This is a genomic window from Streptomyces sp. NPDC058653 (assembly GCF_042716895.1).
GTDB lineage: Bacteria > Actinomycetota > Actinomycetes > Streptomycetales > Streptomycetaceae > Streptomyces.
Genome location: NZ_JBHXRM010000026.1, coordinates 86,847 through 109,529, shown reverse-complemented (window position 1 = coordinate 109,529; position 22,683 = coordinate 86,847). Strand labels below are relative to the sequence as shown.

Below are 22,683 nucleotides of genomic sequence, written 5' to 3'. Positions count from 1 at the left end.
GAAGACTGGCAGAGGATCAAAGCCGGAACCAGATCGTTCCCGCGGCTGAAGACGTTTGAAGACGCTTCGCCTCTCATCCGCGGCCCGCCGGGCACCGACACTGCAACCATGGCAAAGACGAAGTTCACGAAGCGGCCGAAGCAATGGGAACGGTGCCGGACCACCTCGATGGCCGGCTGGGCGGCAGCCCTGGCCCTGCCGTGGTGGGACGCCCTGGCCGAAGCCTGTACCGGGCTGTCCGGAAACCTTCCCGGCCAGATACTCGGCGATCTGCTCCTGGCCGCGATCGCCCTGGAAAGGGGCCGCACGAACCGCGAGCCGGACCGGCACGGGAGCCGTACCTCCGGAAGGCGTGCCTCCCGTTACAGGTTCTGCCGGACGGTCAGGAAAGGCGCTCTACAACGAGAGAGGAACTCGCGGCTAGCATACGGAACACGGTCTGCACCACAACGCATCGGCGTCTTCACGCATAGGTGGCGGCATGGACTCCTTCGGCCAGTTGGCACGGCGGTTACGGGAGGAAGCAGGCCTGTCACTGGCAGCTCTCGCGGCCCGCTCCGACGTCTCCAAATCGCACATCGGGAACCTCGAATCAGGCGCGCGGCAACCCACACCCGCCGTCGCGCGGGCTCTGGACAACGCACTGGGGGCCGACGGCTTCCTGGTGGCGGTCGCGGCGGAAGGTGACCCGGTGCGACGCCGCACGATGCTGACGGGAATGGGACTCGCCCTGGGAGCGAAAGCGGCACGTCCGAGAGCTAACTCCCTCGCCGAGTACATACGCCAGACACTGATGGCGTCCCTCGACGCCACCGTCGAGGACTGGCACGAGACCGCCGAGGACCACGGCCGTGACTACATGACCGTCAGCGCCCCCGAACTCCAGACCCGCCTGCTCGGGGACCTGACAGCCTTGAGGACCGCCCTCCCCGACAACGGACAGCTGTGGCCCGTCGTCTGCCGCCTCTCCGCGCTGCAGGCGATGACCCTGACATCACTCGGAGACAAACCGGCCGCCGGCCGGTGGTGGCGCACCGCACGGCTCGCCGGATCCCACTCCCGCGACACGTCCGTACAGTCCTGGCTCCACGGGCGCGCCGCCTTCCGCGCCGCACACGAGGAAGCCGATCCCCTGACCGTGCTGCGGATGGCCGAGGACGTCGAAGCAACCGAAGCACACGCCGCCCGCGCGTGGGCGTACGCGCGTCTCGGGGACCGCACCGCCGCAACCAAGGCCATCACATCCGCCCACCGGGCTCTCGACCGGCTGCCCGTCACCTCACAGCCGACGATGTACCAGATACCGGCATGGCGCCTGGGCCTGGCCGAAAGCCGCGTCTTCGCCCTCCTCGGTGACACACGCTCCATGTGGTCCGCACTCGCCGACGTACCGCCCGACATGGCCGAATGGATCGCGCAACGCGAGATCTGCATAGCCCTGGCCGAGTCCGTGAGCGGCGATCTCCCCTCCGGGCGGGCACGGGCCGACGCAGCCCTCGCCACACTGCCCCAGGTAAGACAGGTCTCCGTAGTTCGCAGCCTGGCCCGGGAAGTGACACTCACCGAACACACCCAATAGCCCGGCACCCACACGCAGAACACCGGCACCCCGCCAGCCGCCCCTGCCGGCAAAGGACGTTCCACCCACCGCGCCCCGCCGGGACTGACAACCCCCGGCACAGAACTACCGATACACACCACCCACAGAACACACCGGCAGGCGGCCGGAGTTCGTCCGGACACCGGTTCCCCGCACGAACTCCGCCTCCATCGACCGGACTTCCGCTTCGTACCGTCAGGTCGCCAGGCCGCGCCGTGATCACCTCGGGCCGGTGCCGGCCTGCCAGCGCCGCAGGCGGTTCGCGAAGAACACCGTGCTGCCCTGAACGGCATCCTGGTGCCCTCTCGCATTCGCCGTAACAGGCCGAACGGCAACGTCCGCCCCTTCGGCTGAGCCTCCGCTACCAGGGCGGTGGCCGTGCCGGCGGGGGTGGTCCGTTCCGCTCAGCTGGTCAGGGCCGCGGTGATCACCGCTTCTGGGTTGTCGCGGTAGACGGAGTGGCCCGCTCCAGGGACAGTCGACCAGTGGAAGTCCGGTTTGGCCGCCGCGATACGCAGACCCTCAGCCGCTGTGAAACACGGGCCCAGGTCCGGGTCCGCGGCCAGGACCGTCGTCGGGCAGGTGGTCGCGGCGAGCGCCTTCTCGTACGACCAGGGGACGTTGTGGCGGAAGAAGCTGTCCACCACGTACGGGCTCGTCTGCCGGGCGGCCCGCGCTTTGAGGAAAGCGTCCTCCGGGTGCCAGAGCGGATTTCCGGCCAGCAGCGCCTCGGGAGGGACGTCCAGTTCGGCTTTCACCTCGGCGGCCAAGTCAGCGGTGACCGTGATCACGGGGTCCACCAGCAACAGCCGTGCCGCCCAGCCGGGCTCGATGCCCACGGCGGCTGTGGCGACCACACCCCCGAGCGAATGGCCGGCGACAAGGTCCCAAGGGCGCGGCGCCCCGTCCGCAAGCGGCGAGGTCAGGGCCACCACGTCGGCGGCGAAGCCGGCTATGTCGTACCGGACGGTGCGCGGAGCGTCCCCGTGCCCCCGCAGGTCGGGAGCCACGACCGCCCAGCCCGCCGCGGCCAGACCGTCCGCGACCCGCCACCAGCAGGCCGCCGAGGACGTCAGCCCGTGGAGCAGCAGGGCGTGCCGGGAGGCGTCGGGGCGGCCCCACCTGCGAAGAGGCAACTCGACGGTGACAGGGCTGGATATTTCACTGGTCATAGAGACATCGAATCACGCCCGGAAACCCGTCCCCCAAATGCCCTCCGGACACCCCCGTGCTGTGGACCGTCCTCCCCGCGCCCCGGCAGGGCGGCCCGCGAGCGCAGGCATGGTGGACCGTGAGCGGCGCACACCCGCCGCGCCCTCACCACCGGTGGCCCCGGCCTCGGCGCATGTCAGAGCGCGGGAACGCCTCTGATCAGGTCGGCCGCCTTCTCGGCGATCATGATCGTCGGAGCGTTGGTATTGCCGCTGGTCACAGCCGGCATCACCGAGGCGTCCACCACCCGCAGCCCGTCGATCCCCCGCACCCGCAGCTCGGGGTCCACGACGGCGTCCTCTCCCGCGCCCATCGCGCAGGTACCGACCGGGTGGTAAGAGGTACCGCTCCAGGTCCGGGCATGGTCGGCCAGCGCCGCGTCGTCCAGCGTCGCCAGGTCGGCGGCCGCCGGGAGATAGGGCCGGTCCAGGAACCCGGCCAGCGGCTCTTCCCCTCCGATCTCGATCACGGCGCGCAGACCGCGGACGATCGCGTCCACGTCCTGCGGATCGGTGAAATACCGCGGATCGATCAGCGGATACTCACGGGGATCCGCGGAGGCCAGCGAAATCCGCCCACGGCTGCCCGGGCGCAGATGCGTCGCGTTCGTCGTGAACAGAGGCCGCCCCGGCATCTCCTGTCCGCTCAGGATGAACGCGGTGGGTCCACCGGTCAGCTGCGTGTCCGGCCGGGGTTCGCCGGGTGTCACCGACAAGTAGCCGACCACCTCGGCGTAGTTGGAGGCGAACGGCCCCCCGCCCGTCGCCATCCACCGCTCCAGATTCTCCGGGGTCAGAAGATCGACGATCACATCGGTGGTGTCCCGCGTCTCCCAGGCGACCGGGGCAAGAACATGGTCATGGAGGTTCCCGCCCACCCCGGGAAGAGCCGCCGCGACATCAATGCCGTGCTGCCGCAACGCGTCGGGCGGGCCGATCCCGGAAAGCATCAGCAGCTGCGGCGAGTTGACGGCGCCCCCGCTCAGCAGGACCTCCGACCCGGCGCGTGCCATGTGCTCGGCCCCGTCGTGGAGGTAGGTCACCCCGGTGGCCCGGGTGCCATCCAGTACGACTCCGGTCACCAGGACATCGGTACGGACCGTCAGGTTCTTCCGGCCGAGCGCCGGCCGCAGATAGGCGTCGGCGGCGGACCAGCGCCGGCCGTCATGCGTGGTCACCTGGCTGAGCCCAGCACCCTGAGGGGACGGCCCGGCCAGGTCGTCGGCGCGCGGCAGCCCCCAGGCCCCGGCGGCCTCCACCCACGCGTAGGACAGTTCATGGGTGTAGGGACGGTCCTCCACACACAGAGGCCCCGACGTGCCATGCAGCGGAGAACCGTTACGGCTGTTCCGCTCGGACCGTACGAAGTACGGCTCCACGTCGTCGAAGCCCCAGCCGGTCGCGTGGTGGTCGTCCCGCCAAGCGTCGTAGTCCTCGCGCTGCCCCCGGGCGTAGATCATCATATTGGTGGAGGACGAGCCTCCGAGGGTCTTCCCGCGCGGCCAGTAGAAGGCCCGGCCCGCTTCCTCCTGCTCGACGGTCTCGTAGTCCCAGTCGACCTCGGAGTGGAACAGCAGCCCCACCCCCGCAGGCGCCTTGATGTTCTGATTCGTGTCCTCGCCGCCCGCTTCCAGAAGAAGCACCCGGGCCGCCGGATCCTCACTCAGACGTTCGGCAAGGACGGAACCCGCGCTGCCGGCGCCCACGATGACGTAATCGAATATTCCTGAGGCAACCATCACTTTCTCCTCGAACGTACTATTCATCGTCGCCCCCGGCGCCCACCGCTGCAAACGGTCCCGGGGAGGACACCCCCCAAGCGTCCGGGCTAAGCGTCCGGATGTGTGGCGTTCTGCCTGTCCGCGTAGTCCAGCAGGCCCTGGTACGTCTGCCCGGTGGGGCGGTAGAAGCGGTCGGGGTCCGACTCGGCTCCGATCGGCGACTCGGCGATCAACCGTGAGAACGTCAGCACCGCCGACAGCGGACGATGATTGACGACGACCGCGTCGATCTTTCCGGCCGCGTCACGGTGCATGGTCGCAGTGGCCCGGATCGGCCGCCCGGCGACAACCGCCTCGTACTCCTCCACGTGGTAGTCGCCCGAGTCGAAGCTGAAGTGGTCGACCCGCTCGCTGTAGAACCCGCTGACGACCGCGAGCTGCGCGAGCACGGCCTCACGGCCCTGGAGCACGCCGTTCATGACCGCCCCCTCAAGGGTGACGTTCTCGGCCAGATTGTCCTTGAACGATGCCATGGCAAGTCTCCTTCCCTTCACCACCCGGTCGACATAACCATAAGCTTTATGATTATGTCATCTGACCTGAACAACGCAAGCACAGAGGTACACCCATGTCAAAGCTGATAGCGGGCGCGCCCCTGACAGGGGTGCCCGGCCGCTTCCGCGTCCAGCTCGCACCGGACGGACTGCGGCTCGTACAGGAACTGCTCAATACCGCGGCCGTCCCCCGGACGGGCAAGCCGGACCTCCTCGCGGACCCGGTCACGGCGGACGTGTGGCTCCGCGACATGGGCGCCCTGGACGACACCCGGCCGCCCGCCGACACCGCCGGCGAACCCGCCGGGGAACTGCGCGCCCTCGTCGAACTGCGCGAGTACCTGCGCGAAACGCTGATCGCGCGCGCCGACGGAACCTCCCTCCCCACCAGGGAGCGTGAACACGAACTGACCCTGACAGCAAGGCTCTTCACCGACGGCTCGGTCAGCATCGAGGCCTCACCGCGCGGGGCCGCCGCGATTCGGGCCCTGCTGCCGATCGAGCTGTACGCGGCGCGGCTCACCGGGACGTGGCAGCGGCTGAAGGTGTGCAGCAATCCCGAGTGCCGGGTCGCCTTCTACGACCGGAGCCGCAACACCAGCGGCGTCTGGCACGACGTCCGCACCTGCGGCAACTCCGCGAACCTCAAGGCATCACGCGCCCGCCGCCGCGCCGGAGCCGATCGGCAGCCGTAACCGGCCGTAAGCGCGCCCACCCGGTCTCGAACCGGCCGGAGAAACGGCCTCCGACGATGAGCGGCCGGACGCAGGCTTCTCCACTACGGTCGCGGAACCACGCCAGGCCGGCGCCAGAGGCACCCTGGCATTCCCCCAAGCGGTACATGACGCCGTTCGGCGCCCCCGCACCGCTCGCATACAGGTCGGCCCGAGACCCATCCGGCCGACCGTCAGCCCCCTCGGCGAAACCCGCTGCCGACTGTCGTCTCGGGTACCGGGCACGGGCCCGCTCGCCCCGGTGACGTAGCGGGTCGCAGTGGGGCTGGCCCCCATCGGCACCACCCAGCTCCTCGTCTCACGCGGAGTCAGAACCTCCCTCCCACCCATCCGAGCCGGAGCCCCATCGGACATCACGGTGATCGAGCTGCCTAGCACCCGACAGACGGACAAGCACAGGGCGCCTGGCTGAGACCAACGCGCCTTCGCCACCCAACTCCTAGGCTCGTACCGCAAGTTGATCTCCGATGTCAGCGGAGTCCGTTGCGGGGGTGGTGCCCGGCGGTCGCCTCTCCAACACTGGTGGCGTACAGGCGACGGGGGGCACAGACATGGCGACGCACACAGAACCAGGACAGGCACCGCTGCCGGAGCGGCGGCCGGAGCTGGACGCGATCCGGATGCTGGTCGTGATCGGGCTGGTCTTCTTCCACTCTGCGCTCGTATTCGCTGCCGACGACGACTACTACGTCAAGAACGCCGAGACCACCGAAGCCATCATGATCATCGCCGGGTTCGGTGTCGTCTGGGCCATGCCGCTGCTGTTCCTCATCTCCGGCCTCGGTGCCTGGCACTCGCTTCAGCGCCGTGGCGCGGGCGGCTTCGCCGGCGAGCGGCTGCTGCGGCTCGGCGTTCCGCTGGTCTTCGCGACCCTCGCGCTGAACCCGCTGCCGCAGTGGCTGCGGCTGCGCTCGGCCGACGCCGGCTACCACGAGTCGTACCTCGGCTTCCTGCCCCGCTTCTACGACGTGCACCTGGCGCCCGAGGAGTTCCCCTTCCTCCTCCAGGGCGAGCACTTCGAGACCGGCCATCTCTGGTTCGTCGTGCTCCTCCTGGCGTTCTCCCTCATGCTGGTGCCGCTCCACCGGTGGCTACCGCGCGATCGTGTCCGCCGCATCGGCGACCGGGTGGCGGAGACGACCCTGCACCGGCGGGGCGCCATACTCCTGCCGGCCCTCGCCTTCGCGGCCATCTGTGCCTTCGCACGTCTTGAGGAGGAGTACGCGGGCTGGCACCGCTGGTCGTACCTGCTGTTCTTCGTTACCGGCTTCGCGCTCGCCGCCGACGGCCGCTTCCGCACCGTGATGCGGCGCGACGCGGGGGCGGCGGCCTGGCTCGGCGCCCTGTTGTTCGCGGCAGCCGGCCCCGGATTTGCCCTGGCCGACGAGCCCTTCACGGAGATGACCCCCCTGGCCACCGCCTCGCGGGCGCTGTTCGGTGCTGCCGGATGGTGCCTGGTGGTCGCCATCCCGGGCCTCCTCGACCGTCGGCGGCCACAGAAACCGCGTGCGGCACAGAACCCGACCCCGACGGCGCGTCGGCGCCTCTACGGCTATCTCGCGGCAGCCGTGCTGCCGCTGTACGTCCTGCACCAGCCGGTCGTGGTCGCCGTCGCGTACTTCGTGACCGGCTGGTCTGCGCCGATACTGGTTGAGTACGGCGTACTCGTGGTGATCGCCCTGATCCTCACCCTCGCCGCGTACGAACTGCTGGTCCGCCGTACGCGAGCGACTCGCTTCCTGTTCGGGATGCGCCCCTGAGAGTGTCCCGAATAAGCTGGTCACAGCGGCTCGTTGACAGCCGACACGAGGATGGCCGCCTTGTAGCAGACCGTTGAGCCTGCCGTACCTCCCCGCCGGGCGGCCGTAGCCAACTGTGCGTGCTCGTCGACGAGGGCGCCTCTACGGCGGCGGCCAGGCATGGCATGGCACTTGGGCTTCCGGCCGACCTACGACCCGCGCGGGCAACCCGACGAGAGCCGACACCCACCGACTAACGCGCCCAGTCTCACTGAAGTCTGAGTAGCGGCGGTCTCATTCCGGGTCCGAGTCCCCGGCGATGATGTCGGCCAGAAGCCTGCGGGCCTCCTCGATACGAGGGTGGGCCGGATGCAGGAACTCTTCACAGGCGGTCAGCGCTTGGCGGGCGGTGGTCTCCGCCTCGTCGCCACGGCCGAGGCCGTGCAGAGCCCTTGCTGTCACGAGCTCCAGAGTCCCACTCGCCGCGCGGCCCCGGACCGGTGTGTGCCGACGGGCCTCTGCCAATGCCTCCTCATACCTGCTCTGCCCGTTCAGGCTGTCTACCAGAGCGCGAAGCAGGAAGGCAGCGATGGGCGGGTCCGCCTGCGGCAGGTTCCCGCGGGCGATGGCTTCCGCTTCTTCGTAACGGCCTTGTCCGTTCAATGCGGCAGCCAGGCTGGTCAAGGCGTTCAGCTCGATCCTCCATATCTCGGCGAGATGTGCGATTCGGGTTGTGCCGCGCAGGATGTCGCGCGTCTCGGCCTCAGCCTCGGTGTGCCGGTCCTGTTGCACGAGGACCGCCGCACGGTTCGACCGGACCACAAGCAGCAGCTGCCGGTCGGCGCCGGCTGTCTGCTCCAACTCCGTGATCAGGGACTCGAGTTCGGGCAGCAGCTCCGCTCCCCGGCCGTGGGCGACGGCCGCCCCAGCAGCAAGGGATCGGGCGAGCCACGAGATCATTGGGGGATCGCCGCCCCGGTCCCGCAGCGAAGCCGCGAGAGCCCTCGCATCGGCCTCGGCCTGCTCGAATCTGCCCGTCTCAAGAAAGCCTTGGACACGCTCCAGGACCACCCGGTGCGACGAGACGCCCCTGGCCCGCCCGCGCCGGGCGCGTTCCCACTCCATACGTATGGATCTCACAAGCCGCAAGGCTACGGGCCCCGAGACAGCATGGAGCTCGCGGGTGTCGGCGGGAGGAGTCCCAGCCCATCCTGCCGGTACGTTGGCGCCAGCCGCCGCAGTCCGGAACTCACGCGGATCGGCGAGGGCGGACTCGACCATCTGCCGCCTCGCAGGGCAGGCCGACCGCTCGTCGTCGTGGCCTCATTCCGGTGACTTGAGCATCTCCAGGAGCATGCGCTGCAGCTCGGTACGGTCCCCCGGGGTGATCCTCGCCAGCCTGCGGTCGAACTCCGACGCGAGCGACGCAAGCGCGCGGTCCCGCGCCGCCTCCCCCTCCGCAGTCAGTACGAGCCGATGCCGCCGCAGATCCTCGTCGTCGATCTCGCGCCGCATGAACCCCTTTGCGACGAGGTTGCGGACGTAGACCGTCACACTCGCTTTAGGGATCATCAGCGCCGCCGCGAGCTCCGCGGGGTACGGCGACGCGGCCACCTCGGCCAGCACGAAGAACTCCTTCGTCTCCAGCCCGAGCCCGGCCAGTTCAGCGCTACAAGCGTCCATCACGACGCTGAGCAGACGCTGGTTCAGCGTCCACAACTGCGCCCCGTCAACCGCCACGCAAGCCCCTCCATCCACCCAAGTGGTACAGTCCTGAATTAGTTCGAAACTGTACCAGATCAGTTTCGTACTGACCGACTCTGGGACAAACGCCGACTCGAAAGGCGTCATCGGATGCTCAAGCACATCACGATCGCGCGCGGGGCGATCGATCTCGCAGCCGACCTCCACCTTCCCGACAGCTTCGACCAAGCAGCTCCACTCCGCGCCGTCGTGCTCTCCACGCCCGGCAGCAGCGTGAAGGAACAGATCGGCGCCAACTACGCTTCCCGCCTTGCCGCGCGCGGTATCGCGGCGCTCGTGTTCGACCCCGCGCACCAAGGTCAGAGCGGCGGAGAGCCTCGCGACCTCGAAGATCCCTACCGCCGCGGCGAGGACATCTCCTACGCGATCGACACGCTCAGCACGATCCCCGGCATCGCACCGGATCGGATCGGCGTCCTCGGAATCTGCGCCGGCGGAGGCTACGCGGTGCACACCGCCCGCACGGATCACCGCATCAAGGCGGTCGGCACCGTCGTCCCGGGCAACATGGGCACGTCCTTCCGCAGCTTCCAGCCTGACGGCCCGGCGACCGCGCTCGACACCATGGCCGACGCGCGCACCGAGGAGACCCGCTCCGGCGAGCTGACCCGTGTGAACTGGCTGCCCGACACCCTGGAAGAGGCCGCAGCGGCCGGTCTGACCGATCTCGACACGACCCAGGCGATCACCTACTACCGAACCGCGCGGGGCAGGAACGAACACTCCACGAACCGCCGCCTCTCACGCGGCGACTCGCTGCTGCTGGGCTACGACGCGTACCACCTGGCCGACCAGCTCATGACCCAGCCCTTGCAGGTCATCCTTGCCGGACGCATCGGCAACACCGGCTCCTACGAGTCCGGCATGCGGCTGTGGAAGCTCGCCCCCAATCCCGTCGACCTCATGGTGATCGACAGTGCCGGCCACTACGAGATGTACGACGAACCCGAGTACGTCGACGCCGCCGTCGACCGCCTCGCCAACTTCTACTCGAACAACCTGTAACTCGCGGAGCCTGAGGAGAGGTTCAGCAGGAGGGCCTGAGGTGCGGCCGTAGAGCCGACCTCCACCTAGGGCTTATCCGGTTGGTCATGTTGCTGGTTGGGCTGCAAGCGTGTCCGAGACGAGCGTGAGCAACGAGACCGGCGACATGGTCTGCCTGTGGGTCGAGCCGTGGGGGACCGATCACTGGATGCGCCCTGGTGATGAGTTCACCGTGGTGCCCGGGGCGGAGCCGGAGCGGTCGCCGTGCAATGTGATCGTGCATGACCAGGACATCACGGTGTGGGTGAACGGGGGCATGACGCCGAGGTCTTCGACAAGAACGGTGACACGGTGCCGTGCGGCCATCAGCGGCCCGCCGAGGCCGAGGACGCTGTCTGAGCGGTAACCGATCGTCAGGCGCGGAGCCGGACGACCAGGGCTGCCGCAGTTGTGGTGCCACGGTAGATATTGCCGCGCTTGGCGTAGCGGGGTGTCTTCATCACCGGCCAGAGCGACCGTCACTGACCCACACGAACGGGCTGCGACCGCTCCCATTCCGCATCCGTCAGATTGGGACCCAGTGCGGGAGCGGGCTCTGGCGCCCAGGCACGGTCGGTCTCGAAAAACCCGTAAAGCTGGTCGTAGACCTGCCAGGCCCTCGCCCTGGCCCGTCGACTCGGCGGCCGGATGTGGAGGGAAAGAAGCAGCCTCACCCGCGCCGGAGGTCGGTTCATGGTGCGTGCTGGCCTCGGCGGGGTGAGGATCAGGGGTGCGGTCGTCTCTTGCGTCTTCGCCGCCGCGATCCCGTGCGCGCCCGCTTACAGGAGGTACTGCCACTTGGTCATGCGGTCCTTCAGGTCGATGGTCGGTCCGTCGATGGTGAAGGTTCCGTCTCCGCGGTGGTGGAAGAGTTGTGGCTCGGGCTGTGAAGGGTCGGTCCATGCCCTCACCGGCTCCAGCAGGAAAAGGCTGTAAGCGTCCACGAGGCTGCTGTCGGCGATCCTGCACTCGATGTTGGCGAAGGATTCGGCCACGAGCGGGGCCTGGACCATTTCGGCGGCGACGGCCGTCAGGGCGAACTCCTCGAACTTGTCCACGTCGGCGCCGGAGCAGTTGCCAATGTCGACAACCGTGGCGGCCATGTCCGCCGTCGGGATCGAGATGACACACTCCCCGGTTTCGACGAGGGCCTGGTAGCTGTGGTCCCAGGGGCCGATGGTCGCCGCGATCAGGGGCGGGGCGTGGCGCACCATCATGTTGAACCCGTTGGTCATGACGTTGGGGACGCCGCGGTGCTGGGTGGTGACCAGGATGACGGGGCCGGGTTCGATGAGCCGGTGAACCTGGTCCAGGGGGTGGGGCTGAAGGTCTTTGACGGTGGTCATGTCTGCTCCTGGCGCCGTACGGGCTGCGCGCCGGTTCGTCGGCCGGCACATTGCTGTCGCCTTGAGTGTCGGCAGATTGGAGCACCATGATGAAGGCCGCTTTATTCCTGGGTGCGGCAGGACCAGCCTCCACCCGCGTTTACGTAGTGATGTGCGCCATTACTCCTCGTCCGCGGTGGGGCCCGCCATAGGTGCACCGGCCTGAGCGTGCTTCGGCTGGGTGGCCATGGATCTCAGTGTCTCGAAGGCGGCTGCCGTCGGGCTGGCGGGTTCGGCCTGGTAGACGACCAGTTGCTGGTGCGGGGCGCCATTGACGGTGAACGCTGCGAATTTGATGTGCAGGTCGCCGGCCTGAGGGTGTTTGAGGTGCTTGCCCTCTTGGGACTTGCCTTTGACGTCGTGAAGCTGCCAGATGTCGGCGAACTCCTCGCTCTGAGCTGACAGTTCGGCGACGACTTCCGCAATGCGGGCCGATGCGGGGTCGTGTCCGTACGCAGCTCTGATTTCGGCGACGCAGGAGTGCGCGGCACGCTCCCATTCCTGGTAGAAATCGCGCCCGGCGGGGTCCGCGAACACCATGCGGGCGAGGTTGTCGAACGTTCCGAACCCACTGTGGAGGGCCGTGGCGAGGGAGTTGCCCGCCAGGATGTCGAGGGCCGGGCCGACGACGAAAGCCGGAGTGTGTTCCCATGTGTCCATCAGCTGCAGCAACTGTTGGCTGACGCCCGTCTCACTCCAGTTCCGCGGGCGCTGCGAGGCAGTGAGGCAGAGACGATTGAGGTGGTCGGTTGCTTCCGCGTCGAGTTTCAGTGCCCGTGCCACGCCGTCGAGGACCTGTGGGGAGGGGCTCTTCTCCCGCCCCTGTTCCAGCCGGATGTAATAGTCGGAGCTGACACCGGCGAGCAGGGCCACTTCCTCTCTGCGCAGTCCGGGAACCCTGCGCCGTCCGTACTCGGGCAGACCGACGTCGTGTGGCTTCAGGGCTTCTCGGCGGGCTCGGAGAAATTCCCCCAAAGGTGTCCCATTGCTCATGCGGCCCAGACTAGATGTGACCGGCAGCCGATCGGAACGGCCGGTCACGCACTATTGCACCGCGTAGCGGCGGAGTCGCGAGGTGTAGTCACCCGCGTCTGCCTGCTGGATTCTCCGCCAGGGCGCGCCGCGGTCCGGCGCGACATTTCCCCTCCGGGGTAGCTGCATTCCTGGGTGTAATGCACCCAGCATCGGCGAAGCTGCGCGCGGCGATTTCCGCCTACCTTTGCTGCATGGACAAGCACACGCACCCTGACCCGGTTGGGGGGCTGGGCCAGTTCCTCCGATCCCGCAGAGAACGCCTCAGCCCCGCAGCAGCCGGATTGCCGGGCGTAGGCAGGCGGAGGGTGCCCGGCCTGCGGCGTGATGAGGTCGCGGCACTCTCAGGTGTCAGCGTCAGCTACTACAGCCGGCTCGAGCAGGGCCGTGAGATCGGCCCCTCGCCCGGGGTGCTGGAGGCCCTTGCCCGCGTGCTGCAACTCGGGGACGAGGACAGGGCGGAACTCTTCCGGCTGGCCCCGCCGGCAGCCCGTCGTACGAAGTCTCCCCAGCGTGTCGAGCGGGTCCGCCCGCACCTGCGCCACCTGATCGAGGACTGGACGCGGACGCCCGCCTTCGTCATCGGCCACGCCCAGGACCTGCTGGCCACAAACGCGTTGGCCGACGCTCTCTACCGTGACTTCGCGCAGAGCGACAACGTGCTCCGCATGCTCTTCCTGGATCCTGCGGCGAAGTCCTTCTACCGGAGCCCGGAGCGCGCCCGGCACCGTGCGGTGGCCGACCTTCAGCGGACTGCGGCCACCGCTCCGCAGGATCCCCGCATTCTGGAGCTCGTCGGTGAACTGTCGGTGCGCAGTGGGGAGTTCCGCACCCTTTGGGCCCGCCAGTTCAGCCGGGTCCCGCCGTACGAGGTCAAGCAGGTTCGCCACGCGGTCGTGGGAGACCTGGAACTGCGCCACGAGGCCTTCGACATCCGAAGCGTGCCGGGGCAACAACTCATCATCCTGCAGGCCGAGCCGGGTTCTCCGTCCGCTGACGGTCTGGCCCTTCTGGGCTCCCTGAACGCCCGCTCAGGGCGTGCGGATCCTTGACTCGTGGCTTTTCGTTCGGCGGTTGGCGCAGTCCTTCGGCCACGGCGGGATCGGAGCGGTTGCCCGTGCCGCCGGGTGTCGGAAGCCATGGTGTGTGCCGACCCTGCGGGAACTCAAGTCCGGAGGCTCTGTTGGGACGCATCCGCCGGCCCGGCGGTGGCCGCAAACGCGTCGTCGACCGGAACCCAGCCGTTCGGGAGGCACTCCTCACGCTGGTCGGGCCCGACGTCGGAGGGTTGGGGGTGCTGGGCTGAACGCCGCAAGCGGGCGTAAGCCGCACAAGATCGACCTGTCCGACACGCGGCGTCCGGGGGGTGTCATTGTGCTGTTCCAGCGCCCGCCGGTGGGCTGCTCTGTCTTGACGCTGTGTTCGGGGCCGGGGCTTGATCACAGACCTGGTCTGCTGGAACAGCCACAACTCATGGTCCCGGTCGGGGCATCAGGTCCGTGAGAGCTCAGCGCGGGTTTCCGCCTCGTCGCGCATCCGGTACCGGTAACGCTGCGGCGACTCCCCTACCTCCCGTTTGAACGCTGTACTGAACGTGCTTTCCGATGCGTATCCCAGGACGGAGGCGAGGGAGGCGATGCGGTCGTCCCCCTCGCGGAGGGCGCGCTGCGCCAGCAGCATCCGCCAGCGGCTGAGGTAGGTGAGCGGTGGTACTCCTGCCACGATCCGGAAACGCGCGGCGAAGGTTGTCCGGGACATCGACGCGGCGCGCGCCAGTTCCTCCAGCCGCCAGGGGTGCCCGGGTTTTGCATGCATGAGGTTGAGCGCCGGACGCAGCCGTTCGTCGGCCAGCAACCGCAGCCGTCCCGGGGGAAGTTCGGCCTGGTCGATGTAGGCGCGGAGCATGTCCAGCAGCAGGAGCTGACCGTGCTGTCGGATGGCGAACGCGGAGCCCATCAGGTTGCCGGTCACCTCGTCGAGGATCCGGTCGAGGCTTCTGCACAAGCGGGGTGCTGCGGCGGCCGACGCACGGACGTGCCCGACTCGTGGAAGCGCCTCCAGCAGTAGGGCCTCCCCTGCCGGGTTGAGATCGATGTGCCCGCCGAGGACGACGTCGTCGGTGTCGACCAGGTTGGCAGCATCATCGTGGAAAGAGGAGTAGCCGACCGGCATCTCGATCTCGCGGGACGGCCCCTCGCCCGTGCCGCCCTGGAGCTCCAGCCATGAGCGGCTGTTCAGGATCGCGATGTCACCCGGCTTCATGTCGAGCGGATCACCAATGCCGTCCGCGATGAGCCGGGCCCTGCCGCGCGCCATCGCGATGAACTTCAGCGGGTCGGCGAGGGTGGAACGCGCCACCCATGACCCTCGCGCGGTGAAGCCGCCCGACTTCAGCCCTCGGATTTCGACGACGTCGAACACCTCGGACAGCTGGTCACCGGTCATATCCGCACGCTCGCAAAGGGAAACCGGACTGTCAAACATTCAAAGTACGAGCAGTCGGGCACAGGATGGAGGCCATGAGCGACGAAGCGGTCGCTGATCGCGGCACGAGACCCGTGTCATCCCCTATGCCCTCACCCAGGACTCGGCACGGCGACCGTGCGAGTGGGAGCGACCGACTGTTCCAACGGTGCGTCAGCGGCTGACCTTCGCTGACGAACCGACGAGCCCCGCTGCTGTGGAGGGGAGCGATCGGGGCGGCAGGCCCTCCCGCCTGTCCGCGGACAGGCGGTACGGCAGACACCCGTGCCCGGATCGGTCGGCACGGCACAGAACACGGCGGGGCATCGCGCCCCGTCCACGACGCAGCAGGAGACCCTCATGAGCATCGAGCGGAACAAGGAGATCGCCCACCGGCTGGTGGCGGGCTTCTCCGTAGACGGCGACATCAACGCGACCTTCGCCCTGCTCCGGGAGGACGCTGTGTGGACCGTGATGGCGCACCCCGAATCGTTCCGTCTCTCCGGTGGCATGCCGAAGGAGCAGTTCGTCAAGCACATCACGGATTTCCGCAGATCGACTCCCGACGGACTCCGGATGATCGTCACCGGGGTGACGGCGGAGGGCGATCGGGTGGCTGTGGAGGCCGAATCGACGGGCACGCTGAGCAACGGCAAAGTCCTCAACCAGGTTTACCACTTCCTCTTCGAGATCAAGAATGACAAGATCGTTGCGGCCAGGGAGTACATCGACACGGCGCACGCGGTGGCCGTCTTCAGCGGCTGAACCCCCTCGTCCTGGGCTCCGAAACCGGATCAGGTCGTTGAATCGCCCGAGTTCCAGCGGGACCCGCCCCTCCGTCGTACTCATCATCACGCTGCGCCGTGAGCGAGCTCAAGCCGTGCACCAGCGAACTGTCCGACGCCCGACGGGCCCTGATTGAGCCGACGTTGACGGCCTGGAGAACGCCCGCCTCGAACGCCTACCGACGGGACAGCCGCTAAAGTCGAACTGCGCGAAGTGTTCAGCGCACTTCTCTACCTCAACTGCGCCGGAATTCCCCGGAAGTACCTCCCGCACGACTTCCCGGGCCACGGAACCGCCGACTTCTACTTCGCCGCCTGGCGCGACGAGGGAATCCTCGCCCAGCTCAACTACGACCTGACTGGCCAGGGAAGCGACGCCGCCAAGAAGGTCGTCGGCAGGAAACGAAGCATTCGCTGGATCAGGCTGCACCGGCGCCTCGCCCGAGACCACGAGACCCTGTCAGCCAGCTCCGAGGCCATGATCCACGTCGCCTCGATCGACAACCTCACCAAGCCCATACCCGACGAGGTGATGTGGGAGGACAGCTGGAGTTCGATCCGGTCCCACTCCGACGTGCCGGAGGGCAGGTGGCGGACGGTGATCGTCAAGCCCGACTCGGCTGCGAACCGGGCAAGTTCGGTTTCTCAGGTGCGGGTGCGGTAGCCGTCGGAGCCGCCTGTGTCGGCGCTCTGCGGGCTGAAGCCCTCCTCGCGCGGGAGGTCGCCCGCCGTGTCCGCGCAGATCCGGTGGCATTGCCGGGTCAGTTGCCCAGCGAGCCTGCGGGAGGGATCTCGTGGTCCAGCGGCCTGTTACCGAGGTGTCCTAGCGTCGTCGCATGCGGCGAAAGACGGCACTGGCGATCGGTGGAGTTGCAGTCCTGGCCTGGGGCGAGTGGTTGAACTGGCGCTGGTCTCGGGCTCTCGTCGGGAATAGCAGGGGCGCTTCCACAGCCGTGGTGGTGTGCGGTTACCGGAACCCCCAAGCGACTGCGAACCTGATCAACCGATGGCGCGTCCGCGCTGGAATCCGCTCCATTGCCGCTGGCGGTGCGAATTCGACCCGCGTGATCTTCAGCGGCGGTGCGAACGGCAGCGGCGCGACGGAGGCGCAGCTGATGGCTGACTATGCGAAGTCGGTTCTTGAGTTCGATGGCACGGTACTCCTCGAAGAGGAAAGCACGACAACGTGGGAGAACATCACGAACGTGATCCCACTGCTTGAAGACGTGGATCGCATCAAGATCGCCTCCCAGACGGCTCATGCACTCAAGGCTCGTGCGTACTTGCGGCGACAGCGCCCCGATCTCGCGGAGAGGCTGGTGCGCGCGGATGACTACCGCCCTGGCGAGTGGATGGTCGTCAAACCGCTGTTGGCTCTGTACGGGCTTTGGACACTGCGCGGCCTCAAGACGGAGGAGCGGAAGGTCTCGTCGTAGACACCCGCAGTCGCTGGGGCTCACAGGTGATGATTTCTGAGACAACGCCAGCAGGTGATGCTGCCTCACAAAGTGAGGAGAGCTTCGCGGATGTTGTCGGGGATTGCCCAACGGATCAGCAGGCCGCGGAAACTGCTACCCATCCCGCCCCGCTCAAGGGGGCTTCACGCCTGGCACGTACTGCGTCCAGAGCTCTTTGAGTATTCCTGTCGGCCACATCGGGAACTACATCCGGTAGCCCGTTGGTAGTTGACACGTCAGACCCGCTGCTCTGTCTTCATGCTTCGCCCCGGTGTGCAGTCGCTCTTCGTGGGTGTGGGACTCCCAGGAAAAGCGCAGCCTTCATATCACCGTAGCCGACGGACAGACTCGTTGACGTCAACAGGAAATCCCCCGCAGGGGAGACAACGAAAGGGATTCTCATGGCTACGTGGTTTGTCACCGGCGCTTCGCGTGGAATTGGTGCGGAAATCGCGCGTGCCGCGCTGGCAGGCGGTAACAATGTCGTGGTCGCCGTACGTAACCCGGGGCGTGTGCCGGACGATCTGAAGAAATCCGACCGGGTCTTCGCGGTCGCCCTGGATGTCGCGGACAACGACAGCATCCCGCCGGCGGTCGAGGCCGCGGTGGACAGGTTCGGCGGGATCGACGTTCTGGTGAACAACGCCGGGCGCGGTTTGCTCGGCGCGTTGGAGGAGATCACCGACGAGGAGGCCCGCTCGCTGTTCGACCTCAATGTGTTCGGCCTGATCAACGTCACCCGTGCCGTGCTGCCGGTGATGCGTAAGCAGGGTTCGGGTCGGCTGGTGCACATCGGCTCCCGGTCCGGTTTCGAGGGCGAGCCCGGTGTCAGCCTGTACAGCGCGTCGAAGTTCGCCGTCGCCGGCGTCAGCGAGGCGCTGTCCGTCGAAATGGCGCCCTTCGGGATCCAGTCGATGGTCGTCGAACCGGGCGTCTTCCGCACCGACTTCCTGGACGCCAGCTCCCTGTCGGTCGCCGCGAACCGTATCGCCGACTACGACGACACCCCCGCACACGTGACGCTGGACTGGATCGACCAGGCCAACCACGCGCAACTCGGCGACCCCGTCAAGGGCGCCGCTCTCATCGTCGAGGTGTCCTCCTCCGAGAAGCTGCCCACCCACCTCTACATCGGGCGCGACACCCTTGAGCGGCTGGACGTCAAGTACCAGCAGGTGCAGGACGACCTCGCCCCGTGGCGCGAGAAGTCGGCCGCCACCGCCCACGACGACGCCGCCTGACACCCCGGGGCGCCCCCGCCACTCGCCAGCACCCCGGCCGGTCGCAAGGACCCGGCCGGCCGGGCATCCGTTCCCCTCTCGGCTCCCCCTCTCCGAGCCGCCCGATCAAAGAGATTGAGGTTTTGTGATGTCTGCTGCCCTGATCACCGGCACCCCTCTCGCCGGCCGTGTCGCCATCGTCTCCGGCGCCTCCAGCGGCATGGGTGCCGTCACCGCCGAGCGTCTGGCCGAACTCGGCGCAACCGTGGTCGTACTGGCCCGGCGCAAGGAGCGCCTGGACGAGGTGGTCAAGAACATCGAGGCCGCCGGCGGCACCGCGCTCGCCCTGGCCGTCGACGTGACCGACCGCACCGCCGTCCAGCACGTCGCCGACCAGGTCGCCGAGCGCTTCGGCAAGGCCGACCTCGTCTTCAACAACGCCGGTGTCCAACTCGTCTCCGGCATCGAGGAGCTCAAGGTCGACGAATGGCAGCGCCAGATCGACCTCAACATCGGCGGCCTGATGAACGTGATCGCCGCGTTCGTGCCGCACCTGACGGAGTCCGCCGCCGTCGGCAAGCCCGCGGACCTGATCAACACCTCGTCGATCGCGGCCACCCGGATCCTGGCGAAGTTCTCCGTCTACTCCGGCACCAAGGCCTACATCAGCCACCTCACCCGGCTGCTGCGCGTCGAACTCGGCCAGAAGATGGTCCGCGTGGCCACCATCGAACCCGGCATGGTCGACACCGAACTCCCCGACCACGTCACCGACCCCGACGCCTCCAAACTGATGGCAGACCTCATCCACGACATCGACGTCCTGCAGAGTGCGGACGTCGCCGAGACCGTCGCCTTCATGGCCGCCGTCCCGCGTCACGTCAACCTCACCGAGATAACCATCCTGCCTACCGCGCAGGCCATCTGATCCGCGTCCTCGCGTGGCGGGGGAGAGCAGCCCAGCGCTGTTCTCCCCCGCCACGCCTATCACCGACATCGGACAAAGGTGGGTCGGCTCTGGCAGAAGGTCGGGCACGAGATCAGGACACCGGGGCAGCCCGACGGCGCCAGAACGCAAGCGGGCACCAACGTCTGGACCTCCACGGAGGACGCCAAGTGGTCCCCCGGCCGAAGAGAACGCGCGGGGGACCAAGAGACGGGCAGAATCGCTCCTAGACGGCCGGCGCGTTCAGTACGTACTCGCGCGAGGCGTGCACCTCTCCGCGCAGGGTGGTCAGGTCGACATCGAGGACGCGTCCGTCCCACTTACGGGGCTCGCCGTTGATGAGCACCGCGGTGATGTTACGGGGGTCGGAGCCCAGTACGACCGTACCGATCGGGTTGTTGAGGGGCATGTTGTTGAGGTCCTCGGCCCGGATGACCAGGAGGTCGGCCTTCTTGCCCGGGGTGAGTGAACCGGTCACGTCGGCCAGGCCGTTGGTGCGCGCTCCCTGGAGGGTGGCGAAGTCGAGGACGTCGTGGGTGGTGATGCGGGAAGGCTGACGCGCCGTGCCGTAGACGGCGTTGACCGCGCGCATCCGTTGGATGGCGTGCAGCGCCCGCATCTGGGTGAACATGTCACTGGCCAGGGCGACTTCGACGTCGATGCTCAGCCCCGGACGGATGCCTGCGGACAGCGCCTCGTCGACGGCGGGGATCGCGGTCTCCAAGCCGATCTGGGCGTCGGATGTCGGCGCGAGGGCCACGGTGGTCCCGGACCCGCCCATCGCCTTCCATGCCTCGGCGGTCAACCCGGTGGAGTGGATGAGAGTGACATCGGGGCCGAGGATGCCGTCCTTCGCCCAGCGCAGTACCGCGTCGGCGGAGGCGGTACCGAAGACGGCGTCCACGCTCACCCCGATGCCCAGCTCCCTTGCCGCGCGGGCGAGTTCGGGGCCGTACGCGATCGTGGGTCCTCCGATCTCGTCGGTGGCCAGGGCCGCCAGGCGCAGCGTGAGCAGTTGGTCGTCGCCGCTGAAGTACCGGTCCTTGAGCCGGGTCAGATCGCTCGGCCACTGCCGGTCCCAGTCGCCGAAGTGCGGGCCCATGGAGGCGTGCACGCCCCGGATGCCGGTGTCGATGAGCGCCTCGACGGCGGCGTCGGAGTGCTCGCGGGTACGGGAGTTGTGGGAGAAGTCGAGCATCGTCGTAATACCGCTGTCGATCGCGGTGAGGGCGGCCAGCCGGGTGCCGACGTACATGTCCTGGGGCCGGTAGACCGTGGCGTAGCCGGCGAGGGTGGCGATGACGTAGCCGCCGAGGTCGTCGACGTCCGGCATGATCCGGCGCAACTGGGTTTCCCAAGCGTGCCGGTGGGTGTCCACGAAGCCGGGGGTGAGGATCGTGCCGACGGCGTCCACGACCACGGCGTCGCCGACGTCGAGGTCGCGGCCGACAGCGGTGATCGTGTCGCCTTCGACGAGGAGATCTCCGCCGTCGATGATGCCGAGGCCGGCGTCCATGGTGACGATGGTCGCGCCGGTGAACAGGACGCGCCGCAGGTCGGCGGGCCGACGCCGGAGCTCTTCGAGCACGGCGGCGCTGGTGGTGTCGTTGATGCTCATGAGAGGTCTTCCTCCGATGCGGCGGACGGGGCCGCGAAGAGGGGCGCCGTCCGCGGGAAGGGGCTGGCGAAGGCGGGTCGCCGGGAGGCGGCCGAGGTGCTCGAACACCAGCGTCAGCTGCGGCGCTACGGCAACCACGGCGCCGTTTCCCCAGGTGCCGCTCACCCGGGGATCGGAACCGTGGAGTTGCTGGCCGGGGAGAATCAGCCGAGCTTCATGACGTAGCCCGCGTGGTGCAGCTCGTCGCCCTGGAACTCTCCGTAAGCCCAGAAGCCGAGGTCGTCCAGGTAGTCGACGCGGTCGCCGTCGATCCAGTAGCGGCCCTGGTAGGCGTGCGGGCGCCCGCCCCGGGTCTCGTCGTAGCGACCGTCGGCCGTGAGCTCCTGGTGCAGGAAGTCGTTCCTGTCGATCCAGACGCCGACGCGCGGGCTGCCGGTGAGATCCGCTGCGGCCGGGATCCCTTTCCCGGGTGCGGTGGCCCGGCCGGGGACGTCCATGCCTGCCCACTGGACCGGCCGGCCCGCCGCGACGAGCGCGCGGACCTGTTCCGGCACCGTCAGCAGGGCGGTCACCGCGCTCGGCACGTCGGCGGCGAGCGCGTCGGGCACCACCAGGAAGTCGGTGGTGTTGCCGGGGGTCAGCGTCGCGACGTACTCCGAGCGGTGGCCGCGGCCGCCGACCAGGGCGACGCTGTCGACGACGGCGGGGGCGACGGTCATACCGGTGCAGTCGACCACGATCGCGTTGTCATCCCCCGCAGCGGTGATGATCCCGGGGCCGACGCCCACGAGCAGCGAACCGACAGACAGGAGATCCGCGCCGGTCATGGTCCCGATCAGCGGGTCCATCGTCAGGATCCGGGCGTTGGTGAACAGGATGGGCCGACCCTCGTCATTCGCGAGGATCGCCCCGAGAGCCTCGGCATTCCAGCCGGCGGTGGCGGCGGCGGTGTCGGCGGTGACGTTGGTGTCGGTGATGCTCATGTGCCTACTCCTCAGTGGGGTCGCCCCATCCAGGTCCCGGCCGCGCGAGGTGAGCGCCGGTGCGGGTCCGAGGCGAGTGTTCGGCAGCCGCAGCGGCTGCCTGACCACGAGGTTTGTCGCGTGGCGGGGTCGGAACCAGGCCGCCGTTGTCCCAGGTGTCCGGCACCCACGATCCCTGGAGGCGATTTGGTCTCCGCCAGGTCCACCCGAGGACATGAGGGCTGGTACGAAACTGCAAGGTCCGAACTGGAAGAACTCACAGACGCCGGGCCACGCTGACCCGCGCATCCTCGCCCCCCATCTCCTGCGGCCAGCGGCCATCGATGAACACCGACCACCGCCACATCGCCCGTCCACACACATCACACTCCACGACCGGATCCTCACACGCCACGAATCCTGGCCCCAAGCCGCTGCACCACCGCACTTCCCAAGCACCCCCGCCGGG

At 68.2% G+C, this 22,683-nt stretch carries 20 protein-coding genes and 3 pseudogenes; 11 read left to right on the top strand and 12 right to left on the bottom strand.

Annotated elements, in window-relative coordinates; genetic code table 11:
* The first annotated feature begins 481 nt into the window (after nt 1-481).
* Nucleotides 482-1,579, top strand: a complete 1,098-nt coding sequence (locus ACFWU9_RS22405) for a helix-turn-helix domain-containing protein (protein ID WP_384321034.1) — start codon at nt 482-484, stop codon at nt 1,577-1,579.
* Between the two features lie 425 nt (nt 1,580-2,004).
* On the opposite strand, the gene ACFWU9_RS22400 is transcribed toward ACFWU9_RS22405, so the two are convergent.
* The 3 genes from ACFWU9_RS22400 to ACFWU9_RS22390 all read right to left on the bottom strand — a co-directional run bounded on the left by ACFWU9_RS22400 (nt 2,005) and on the right by ACFWU9_RS22390 (nt 5,065).
* A complete protein-coding gene (locus tag ACFWU9_RS22400) occupies nt 2,005-2,772 on the bottom strand; it encodes an alpha/beta fold hydrolase (RefSeq protein ID WP_384321032.1) in 768 nt (255 codons plus the stop codon).
* Nucleotides 2,773-2,948: 176 nt separating this feature from the next.
* Entirely contained in the window at nt 2,949-4,550 is a 1,602-nt protein-coding gene (locus tag ACFWU9_RS22395; RefSeq protein WP_384321030.1) for a GMC family oxidoreductase, read from the bottom strand.
* A gap of 89 nt (nt 4,551-4,639) precedes the next feature.
* A complete protein-coding gene (locus ACFWU9_RS22390) occupies nt 4,640-5,065 on the bottom strand; it encodes a hypothetical protein (RefSeq protein WP_384321028.1) in 426 nt (141 codons plus the stop codon).
* Between the two features lie 95 nt (nt 5,066-5,160).
* On the opposite strand from ACFWU9_RS22390, the gene ACFWU9_RS22385 reads away from it, so the two are divergent.
* Nucleotides 5,161-5,781, top strand: a complete 621-nt coding sequence (locus ACFWU9_RS22385; RefSeq protein WP_384321026.1) for a CGNR zinc finger domain-containing protein — start codon at nt 5,161-5,163, stop codon at nt 5,779-5,781.
* 590 nt (nt 5,782-6,371) lie between these two features.
* Nucleotides 6,372-7,580 carry an acyltransferase gene (locus ACFWU9_RS22380; protein WP_384321024.1) on the top strand — a complete coding sequence of 403 codons (1,209 nt, stop codon included), beginning with the start codon at nt 6,372-6,374 and terminating at the stop codon, nt 7,578-7,580.
* Nucleotides 7,581-7,853: 273 nt separating this feature from the next.
* Here the strand turns inward: ACFWU9_RS22380 and ACFWU9_RS22375 are convergent, their stop codons facing one another.
* Nucleotides 7,854-8,684 (bottom strand): hypothetical protein, encoded by an 831-nt coding sequence (locus ACFWU9_RS22375; protein WP_384321022.1) that lies wholly within the window; start codon nt 8,682-8,684, stop codon nt 7,854-7,856.
* A gap of 198 nt (nt 8,685-8,882) precedes the next feature.
* Nucleotides 8,883-9,299, bottom strand: coding sequence for a MarR family winged helix-turn-helix transcriptional regulator (locus ACFWU9_RS22370; protein WP_384321020.1), 417 nt, complete (start codon nt 9,297-9,299; stop codon nt 8,883-8,885).
* Nucleotides 9,300-9,413: 114 nt separating this feature from the next.
* Between ACFWU9_RS22370 and ACFWU9_RS22365 the strand changes: the two genes are divergently transcribed.
* Nucleotides 9,414-10,328 carry an alpha/beta hydrolase gene (locus ACFWU9_RS22365; protein WP_384321018.1) on the top strand — a complete coding sequence of 305 codons (915 nt, stop codon included), beginning with the start codon at nt 9,414-9,416 and terminating at the stop codon, nt 10,326-10,328.
* 180 nt (nt 10,329-10,508) lie between these two features.
* Here ACFWU9_RS22365 and ACFWU9_RS22360 read toward each other — a convergent pair whose 3' ends face one another.
* The 3 genes from ACFWU9_RS22360 to ACFWU9_RS22350 form a co-directional block, all read right to left on the bottom strand.
* A complete protein-coding gene (locus tag ACFWU9_RS22360) occupies nt 10,509-10,829 on the bottom strand; it encodes a hypothetical protein (RefSeq protein ID WP_384321016.1) in 321 nt (106 codons plus the stop codon).
* Nucleotides 10,830-11,125: 296 nt separating this feature from the next.
* The gene (locus ACFWU9_RS22355) at nt 11,126-11,692 is read right to left on the bottom strand and encodes a flavin reductase family protein (RefSeq protein ID WP_384321014.1); all 567 of its coding nucleotides are present in this window, start codon (nt 11,690-11,692) and stop codon (nt 11,126-11,128) included.
* A gap of 159 nt (nt 11,693-11,851) precedes the next feature.
* The gene (locus ACFWU9_RS22350) at nt 11,852-12,724 is read right to left on the bottom strand and encodes a helix-turn-helix transcriptional regulator (RefSeq protein WP_384321012.1); all 873 of its coding nucleotides are present in this window, start codon (nt 12,722-12,724) and stop codon (nt 11,852-11,854) included.
* A gap of 233 nt (nt 12,725-12,957) precedes the next feature.
* Here ACFWU9_RS22350 and ACFWU9_RS22345 point away from each other — a divergent pair, with 233 nt between their 5' ends.
* Together ACFWU9_RS22345 and ACFWU9_RS22340 are read left to right on the top strand one after the other, a co-directional pair.
* On the top strand, nt 12,958-13,815 hold the full coding sequence (locus ACFWU9_RS22345; protein ID WP_384321010.1) for a helix-turn-helix transcriptional regulator: 858 nt from the start codon (nt 12,958-12,960) through the stop codon (nt 13,813-13,815).
* Between the two features lie 25 nt (nt 13,816-13,840).
* Nucleotides 13,841-14,051, top strand: a pseudogene (locus ACFWU9_RS22340) (ISAzo13 family transposase); the annotation flags it as partial.
* A 203-nt stretch (nt 14,052-14,254) separates the two neighbouring features.
* On the opposite strand, the gene ACFWU9_RS22335 reads toward ACFWU9_RS22340, so the two are convergent.
* A complete protein-coding gene (locus ACFWU9_RS22335) occupies nt 14,255-15,208 on the bottom strand; it encodes an AraC family transcriptional regulator (RefSeq protein ID WP_384321008.1) in 954 nt (317 codons plus the stop codon).
* Nucleotides 15,209-15,586: 378 nt separating this feature from the next.
* Here ACFWU9_RS22335 and ACFWU9_RS22330 point away from each other — a divergent pair, with 378 nt between their 5' ends.
* Both ACFWU9_RS22330 and ACFWU9_RS22325 read left to right on the top strand, forming a co-directional pair.
* Nucleotides 15,587-15,991, top strand: coding sequence for a nuclear transport factor 2 family protein (locus ACFWU9_RS22330; protein ID WP_384321006.1), 405 nt, complete (start codon nt 15,587-15,589; stop codon nt 15,989-15,991).
* A 98-nt stretch (nt 15,992-16,089) separates the two neighbouring features.
* Nucleotides 16,090-16,540 (top strand): annotated as a pseudogene (locus ACFWU9_RS22325) (transposase); the annotation flags it as partial.
* On the opposite strand, the pseudogene ACFWU9_RS22320 reads toward ACFWU9_RS22325, so the two are convergent.
* A pseudogene (locus ACFWU9_RS22320) lies at nt 16,525-16,701 on the bottom strand (ISAzo13 family transposase); the annotation flags it as partial. The pseudogenes ACFWU9_RS22325 and ACFWU9_RS22320 overlap by 16 nt on opposite strands.
* A 146-nt stretch (nt 16,702-16,847) precedes the next feature.
* Between ACFWU9_RS22320 and ACFWU9_RS22315 the strand changes: the two are divergent.
* From ACFWU9_RS22315 to ACFWU9_RS22305, 3 genes are all read left to right on the top strand, one after another.
* Nucleotides 16,848-17,447, top strand: coding sequence for a YdcF family protein (locus ACFWU9_RS22315; protein WP_384321005.1), 600 nt, complete (start codon nt 16,848-16,850; stop codon nt 17,445-17,447).
* A 422-nt stretch (nt 17,448-17,869) separates the two neighbouring features.
* The gene (locus ACFWU9_RS22310; RefSeq protein WP_384321003.1) at nt 17,870-18,709 is read left to right on the top strand and encodes an SDR family NAD(P)-dependent oxidoreductase; all 840 of its coding nucleotides are present in this window, start codon (nt 17,870-17,872) and stop codon (nt 18,707-18,709) included.
* A 127-nt stretch (nt 18,710-18,836) separates the two neighbouring features.
* Nucleotides 18,837-19,616 (top strand): SDR family oxidoreductase, encoded by a 780-nt coding sequence (locus ACFWU9_RS22305; RefSeq protein ID WP_384321001.1) that lies wholly within the window; start codon nt 18,837-18,839, stop codon nt 19,614-19,616.
* Nucleotides 19,617-19,860: 244 nt separating this feature from the next.
* On the opposite strand, the gene ACFWU9_RS22300 is transcribed toward ACFWU9_RS22305, so the two are convergent.
* Together ACFWU9_RS22300 and ACFWU9_RS22295 are read right to left on the bottom strand one after the other, a co-directional pair.
* Nucleotides 19,861-21,252: an amidohydrolase family protein gene (locus ACFWU9_RS22300; RefSeq protein WP_384320999.1), complete on the bottom strand. Its 1,392-nt coding sequence runs from the start codon at nt 21,250-21,252 to the stop codon at nt 19,861-19,863.
* A 203-nt stretch (nt 21,253-21,455) separates the two neighbouring features.
* Complete coding sequence (locus tag ACFWU9_RS22295) at nt 21,456-22,235, bottom strand: Atu4866 domain-containing protein (protein WP_384320997.1); 780 nt, start codon at nt 22,233-22,235, stop codon at nt 21,456-21,458.
* Nucleotides 22,236-22,683 lie beyond the last annotated feature (448 nt).

Bases quoted from the DNA above. Each gene is read 5' to 3' on its own strand.
- ACFWU9_RS22385 (WP_384321026.1), top strand. From the start codon at position 5,161: ATGTCAAAGCTGATAGCGGGCGCGCCCCTGACAGGGGTGCCCGGCCGC.
- ACFWU9_RS22350 (WP_384321012.1), bottom strand. From the start codon at position 12,724: ATGAGCAATGGGACACCTTTGGGGGAATTTCTCCGAGCCCGCCGAGAA.
- ACFWU9_RS22395 (WP_384321030.1), bottom strand. From the start codon at position 4,550: ATGGTTGCCTCAGGAATATTCGATTACGTCATCGTGGGCGCCGGCAGC.
- ACFWU9_RS22310 (WP_384321003.1), top strand. From the start codon at position 17,870: ATGGCTACGTGGTTTGTCACCGGCGCTTCGCGTGGAATTGGTGCGGAA.
- ACFWU9_RS22295 (WP_384320997.1), bottom strand. From the start codon at position 22,235: ATGAGCATCACCGACACCAACGTCACCGCCGACACCGCCGCCGCCACC.
- ACFWU9_RS22400 (WP_384321032.1), bottom strand. From the start codon at position 2,772: ATGACCAGTGAAATATCCAGCCCTGTCACCGTCGAGTTGCCTCTTCGC.
- ACFWU9_RS22355 (WP_384321014.1), bottom strand. From the start codon at position 11,692: ATGACCACCGTCAAAGACCTTCAGCCCCACCCCCTGGACCAGGTTCAC.
- ACFWU9_RS22345 (WP_384321010.1), top strand. From the start codon at position 12,958: ATGGACAAGCACACGCACCCTGACCCGGTTGGGGGGCTGGGCCAGTTC.
- ACFWU9_RS22405 (WP_384321034.1), top strand. From the start codon at position 482: ATGGACTCCTTCGGCCAGTTGGCACGGCGGTTACGGGAGGAAGCAGGC.
- ACFWU9_RS22375 (WP_384321022.1), bottom strand. From the start codon at position 8,684: ATGGAGTGGGAACGCGCCCGGCGCGGGCGGGCCAGGGGCGTCTCGTCG.
- ACFWU9_RS22300 (WP_384320999.1), bottom strand. From the start codon at position 21,252: ATGAGCATCAACGACACCACCAGCGCCGCCGTGCTCGAAGAGCTCCGG.
- ACFWU9_RS22365 (WP_384321018.1), top strand. From the start codon at position 9,414: ATGCTCAAGCACATCACGATCGCGCGCGGGGCGATCGATCTCGCAGCC.
- ACFWU9_RS22390 (WP_384321028.1), bottom strand. From the start codon at position 5,065: ATGGCATCGTTCAAGGACAATCTGGCCGAGAACGTCACCCTTGAGGGG.
- ACFWU9_RS22305 (WP_384321001.1), top strand. From the start codon at position 18,837: ATGTCTGCTGCCCTGATCACCGGCACCCCTCTCGCCGGCCGTGTCGCC.
- ACFWU9_RS22380 (WP_384321024.1), top strand. From the start codon at position 6,372: ATGGCGACGCACACAGAACCAGGACAGGCACCGCTGCCGGAGCGGCGG.
- ACFWU9_RS22335 (WP_384321008.1), bottom strand. From the start codon at position 15,208: ATGACCGGTGACCAGCTGTCCGAGGTGTTCGACGTCGTCGAAATCCGA.
- ACFWU9_RS22330 (WP_384321006.1), top strand. From the start codon at position 15,587: ATGAGCATCGAGCGGAACAAGGAGATCGCCCACCGGCTGGTGGCGGGC.
- ACFWU9_RS22315 (WP_384321005.1), top strand. From the start codon at position 16,848: ATGCGGCGAAAGACGGCACTGGCGATCGGTGGAGTTGCAGTCCTGGCC.